Genomic DNA, 5,247 nt, shown 5'->3' with positions numbered 1-5,247 from the left:
GTGATGTATCTTCGTGGCGTCGGCAAGATACGTTAAGTACCACCGGGCCGACAGATGCGTACCTTCGGCAAGAGAGACCGGGGCGGCCCCGCCCGGAGGCCCTGCCCCTCTTCGAGCAGCCGGACGCTCAGCCACCGACGGAGCCGCGGGGCTGACCAGCTCGACGGCATCGGCCACATCGCGGCAGCAGCCGCTCCCCATCAGCCCGAGACGGGCGGTGCGGTCGCCTCACGCTGCCCAGCCCCGCGACGGCGGGGGTACGGCGCTCAGCCCCCGTCCCGCCCCGTCAGACGGCCGCTCAGCGCCACGCGCCCCCCACCCCTCCGCCGCCAGCCTGTCCGCGAGCACAACAGCGAGAGCGGCAGTCGGCAGACGGCTGGCCATGTAAACCGCTCAGAGATGCCGCCCTCGCTGGGCAGCAGAAAGCCCCCGCCGGATCTCCGACGGGGGCTCCTGGGGACGTTGGGCGAGGGCTCTATGTGTCACTCGCCGATGGGCACCCGGGCGCCGGGGGCGTAGACGTCTTCCCAGTAGCCGAGTGCCTGTTCGTCGTCGTGGAAGGTCACGGTCGTGACGAAGACGGCGATGGCCGAGTGGGCCGGGGCGTCGATCTCCAAGGCGTTCAGCTCGTCCTGGGACGCCTGCCGGGCGTGGCCGGTGCGCTGCCCCTTCACGACTTCGCGGCCGGTGCGCTCGCTGTAGAGCTTGTCGAACTGCTTCACCATCCGTACGTCGTCGGCCAGCTCCGGGACGGCGGCCACCGTGTGGGGCGGATAGACGGAGACGCCGACCGACGTCGGCTTGTCGTCCTGGCGGAAGACGCGAATGCGGATCACGGCTTCGTCGCCGGGCTCCAGGTTGAGAGCCGTGCAAATCTCGGGGTCGTGGACCGACCGGGTCATCACGCGGTGACCGGAGGAGGTCTCGCCGGGGGCGTAGCGCATCCCGTTCTTCTCCATGCGCTTCAGGCGGTCCGCGCCGGTGATCACCATGGGGTTCTTCTCGACGACCGTGCCCAGCGCCCCGCGCGAGCTGACCAGGCCCTCGCTCTTGAGTACGGCCAGGGCCCGGCTCACGGTCTTGGCCGCCACGCCGAACTGCTCACGGATCTCAGCGACGGACGGCAACGTGGCGCCAGGCGCGAGTTCCCCGCTCTTGATCAGTGTGCGGAAGTGGGCCGCCACGTCGGCATAGCCCTTCCCCTCCGGTGCCTTGTATGGCATGGCTTCTCCCTGTTTGTCGGAGCGCGGTACACCTCCGAAGGTACATCAATGACCCTCCCAAGGTACATCCTTGCCTCGCATCGGTGCTTGATGTATCTTCGTGGCGTCGGCAAGATACGTTAAGTACCACCGGGCCGACAGATGCGTACCTTCGGCAAGAGAGGGTCTGTCGTGGCCACAAGGAACGTTCCGCCCCGGTCCGGGGCGCGGCGAGGACCGCCACCCGCTCAAGGTCCTCGCCTCCCTCGCGGGGTACGCCGAAGGCTGCCTGTCGTACGCCGAGCGCGGCCCGCTCGTCCTGCTGCTGACCAACCCCGGCGACGGCGGGACCATGACGCCCGCTCAGGCCGCCGAGATGGCCACGCTCCTGCGGAAGCTCGCCCGCCACAAGTTCGTCAAGACCAGCGCCGCCGCCCACGCCCGCGCCCTGGGCGACGCCGCCGCACGGGCCGCCGCCGACGGCGAGCCCTGGGAATGGCGGATCGAAGCCGCTGCCTGACCCCCCGAAGCCCCGCCGGCCTTCCGCTGGCGGGGCTTCTTCCGGCCCTCCAAGTCACACCAGCCCCTCCGGGTTTCTGGACTTTCTGGACCCCCCCTTCGCGCGTACGCGTACGCGCGTGACCTGCGCAACCTGCGCAACAACCCGACGTTTCGGCCCCGTTCGACCCGATTCGCACAGCACAGGCGTAACGGATCAGGGGCCTAGGACGTACCGGATCTTGGGAGACGCGAGCACCGCGCTCCCGACCTGCGAAAGGGAGCACCCGCCGTGCACGGCCGACACCAGGACCGCGACGCCCGTTCCGCACGGGTCGAAAGGCCGTCAGGCGTGCCGGGGGGAACGTCTGTTGCGCGAAGTGGCAGGATCAGCCCAGTAATGCGAAACGGCCAGGGATTAGACCCCCTGGCCGCTTCTGACGTCCGCCCGGCTACCACACCAAGGGACTCGTCTGTGTCCAGCGTAAGCGACGCTCCGGCGTCTGCAACACCCACCGCTCCGCGTGCCGCCTCACGGGACGCCAGAGGCCCCCGCTGCGGGTGCGGGAACAAGATCACCCGCGTACCCGGCAAGCGCCCCAAGATCTACTGCTCCGACGCCTGCCGCAAGCGCGCGAAGCGGCTCCTCGCCAAGATCGAGCGGGAAGCCGCCCGTGGCGGGTCGTCCGGCAAATCCGGACGCCTTGGGAATGAAACAACAGAGTTTCCCGGGGGGTCTGCGGCCACCGGGTCTCAAGGGGCCGAATCGGACGTGCCAGAGGCCGCCCACCTGCACGAACACCACGACCGCGTCCTCCAGGCCAGGGCCCGGAAGTCGCGCCGGTACGCCGGACGCCGGACGCTGTGGCGGATCACCGGCGACCCCGCGTGCAAGGGCTGCGGCCGGAGCCTGATGGACCCGGCCTCCGGCGTCATCGTCGGGCAGACGGCATCCGGGACCGCCGTGGTCCTGGGCCTCATGCGCTGCGGGCGGATCTGGCTCTGCCCCGTCTGCGCGGCGACCATCCGGCACAAGCGGGCCGAGGAGATCACGGAGGCCGTAGTCGAGTGGATCCGCCGAGGCGGCACCGCCTACCTGGTCACGCTGACCACCCGGCACGCGGCCAAGGACCGACTCGACGGCCTGATGGACGCCCTCCAGGGCTCCCGGTCCGGCACGGCCGCCGAGATCCGCGTCGCCAAGGCCAACGTCGCCGTTGCCGAGACGACCCTCCAGGAGGTCACCGACCGGACCCGTGCCGCCGTGAACGCCGCCCGGCTTGCCGCGCCCAAGGGCCAGAAGCGCGCCGCGATGGCGGCCGCGAAGGAGGCAGCCGCGGGCGAGCTGGCCGACGCGCAGGCCCATCTCCGCACCACGCAGGCTGAGCTGGCGTCCACCCGCCGGAAGGCGGGCGCCTACCAGCGGCTCATCACCGGCGGCACCTGGGCCGGGCGGAAGTGCGACCCGGAGGGAATCCGCGGCCGGATCGGCTACATCGGCATGATCCGCGCAACAGAGGTCACCGTCGGCCTCGCCAACGGCTGGCACCCGCACATCCACGCGATCGTGCTCGTCGGCGGCCGGACCACGGGCGAGCGTGCCGAGAAGCGGGTGGCCGGCACCTTCGAGCCGTCGGAGAACGCGCTCACCGAGTGGCAGAACCACTGGCGGACGGTCTGGGTCGGCGCCCTCCAGGGGATCAACCCGAAGTGGCGGCCGTCGGACGACTGCGACCGGACCAACTGCCCGTGCGGCGGCAAGGGCCACGCGATCGACTTCAAGCGCCTGGAAACCGAGCGCGACGCCAAAGACCTGGGCGAGTACATCGCCAAGACCCAGGACGGCAAGCAGCCCGCACTGGAGCTGACCCGCGCCGACCTCAAGACCGCCACCGGGGAGAACGTCACGCCGTTCGAACTCCTCTTCCGCATCGGCGACCTGGCCAACGGGGTGCCCGACGACGGCGAGGAAGGCAGCGCCTCCGGCATCGGCACGCTGGAGTGGAACCTGGCCAAGTGGCACGAGTACGAGCGGGCCACCAAGGGCCGCCGGGCCATCGAATGGACCCGCTACCTGCGGCAGATGCTCGGCATCGAGGGCGGCGACACCCACGAGGACGACCTCGACATGCTGTTCGGCTCGGACGCCGAGGACGGCGAGCTTCGCGCCGGCGTCGCCATCGCCGAAGAAGGCTGGACGGCCGTCACCCGCAAGGGCCTCGACCTCGCAGCCACGGAGGCCGCCGAGGGCAAGGACGGCAACACCGACCCGGAAGCCGTCGCTGGCAGGGTCCGCGAGATCCTCGCCCTGGCCGACGTCGCCGACACGGCGGTAGTCCTGTCGGCCGCTCAGGTCGCCGAGGCGTACACGAACATGCTCGACAACCTCGCCCGCCGCCGCGAGGAAGCAGCTGCACGCCGCCGCCGCGAGCACGAGGACCAGGAGCACGACGACGCCCCCGTCGACACCGCCGAACTCCAGGCCCGCCTGCGCCGCCGCACCACTCCCTCGCCCCGCCCTGCCGTGGAAGCGCCCGCCGTCACCCCTTGACCGCCTTCGGGCGGAGGGGTCAGAGGTCAGGCGGTTCGGGTTGGCGGCGCCGCATGTTCACGACGGTCGCCTCGTCGACCCGCCGCACGGCCTCGCCGACGCGCTGCAGAACGGCCTCCAGTTGCTCCTGGGTGACGTCGCCGCCGGCGTTCAGCGTCCGCGCGATCTGGTTCAGGTTCGTGCCGATCCGGGTCAGCCCGATCCGGGCGGCAAGCAGCTCGCGCAGCTCCTCGCGCCGGGTCCTCGGGACCGGCCACAGCGTGCTCATCGCCACGGACACGGCGACGTGCGCCGCGTAGCTGGAGGGGGTCAGCCGGGCGAGCTTCGCGGCGGCCTCGACGGCTGCCTTCTCGTCGTCACCGAGCCGGAGATTCAGGCGGTGCGGACGCGGCTCGTCGTTGCGCCGGGTACGCCGCCGCTGCTCCGGAAACACCCGCTGTGGCCGCACGAGATCCCCCTCCGAAACTCCCCCGGTCCGTGCTCGGACCGACCGCTGATCGTCCCCGATCAGCGCGCATACGGTAACCGTATGCACCAACTTGCTGCCGTCATCTACGGCCCGGAAGTCAGCAGCAGGTTGGGTCCGAAGAGTCCCCCGGGGGCGGAGCAAGTTATCGCGTGAGCATTGCTCCCGCGCCCGCCCGGGGGCCGAGCAAGTTATCCGTTTGGAGACTCCAGCGGTTCCCCGACCGAGGGCGTCGCGTCGATCCCCGGTCCGAGCGTCCGCCGGCCTTTTCGCGCGTGCACGTCCTGGTGCTCGACGTCCCCCAGGAGTGCGTCCGGCACCACTCGCTCGACGGGCAGCAGCCGCGGTGCGGCGTCCGTCGTCGTCGTGCTCCTGGTGGTGCTCGGGCCGGTGCCGAGACGGCGTCGCGCGGTGCTCATGACGGGGAGTCTCCCGCGCCGTGGTCGACCCCCTCGCGGCGGCTCCGGCCGTAATGCAAGAGGTGTGACCGGAAGCGCCGTGCCGTAGTGCATGAGCTGTGGCCGTAACAA

At 70.9% G+C, this 5,247-nt stretch carries 4 protein-coding genes and 1 pseudogene; 2 read left to right on the top strand and 3 right to left on the bottom strand.

From position 1 onward, the window contains the following. Positions 1–482 precede the first annotated feature (482 nt). On the bottom strand, positions 483–1,223 hold the full coding sequence (locus ACFT2C_RS28885) for a GntR family transcriptional regulator (protein ID WP_376073315.1): 741 nt from the start codon (positions 1,221–1,223) through the stop codon (positions 483–485). A gap of 100 nt (positions 1,224–1,323) precedes the next feature. Here ACFT2C_RS28885 and ACFT2C_RS28880 point away from each other — a divergent pair, with 100 nt between their 5' ends. Then, the gene (locus ACFT2C_RS28880; protein ID WP_376381295.1) at positions 1,324–1,722 is read left to right on the top strand and encodes a hypothetical protein; all 399 of its coding nucleotides are present in this window, start codon (positions 1,324–1,326) and stop codon (positions 1,720–1,722) included. An 891-nt stretch (positions 1,723–2,613) separates the two neighbouring features. Next, positions 2,614–2,871, top strand: a pseudogene (locus tag ACFT2C_RS28875) (hypothetical protein); the annotation flags it as partial. Between the two features lie 1,399 nt (positions 2,872–4,270). On the opposite strand, the gene ACFT2C_RS28870 reads toward ACFT2C_RS28875, so the two are convergent. Beyond that, positions 4,271–4,699, bottom strand: a complete 429-nt coding sequence (locus tag ACFT2C_RS28870) for a MobC family plasmid mobilization relaxosome protein (protein WP_377210550.1) — start codon at positions 4,697–4,699, stop codon at positions 4,271–4,273. Between the two features lie 209 nt (positions 4,700–4,908). After that, positions 4,909–5,136: a hypothetical protein gene (locus tag ACFT2C_RS28865; protein WP_375966255.1), complete on the bottom strand. Its 228-nt coding sequence runs from the start codon at positions 5,134–5,136 to the stop codon at positions 4,909–4,911. Between the last annotated feature and the right edge of the window lie 111 nt (positions 5,137–5,247).

The sequence above is a fragment of the Promicromonospora sp. NPDC057138 genome, from assembly GCF_042670845.1.
Lineage (GTDB): Bacteria > Actinomycetota > Actinomycetes > Actinomycetales > Cellulomonadaceae > Promicromonospora.
This window is presented reverse-complemented; position numbering and strand designations above follow the sequence as displayed.

Bases quoted from the DNA above. Each gene is read 5' to 3' on its own strand.
- ACFT2C_RS28885 (WP_376073315.1), bottom strand. From the start codon at position 1,223: ATGCCATACAAGGCACCGGAGGGGAAGGGCTATGCCGACGTGGCGGCC.
- ACFT2C_RS28865 (WP_375966255.1), bottom strand. From the start codon at position 5,136: ATGAGCACCGCGCGACGCCGTCTCGGCACCGGCCCGAGCACCACCAGG.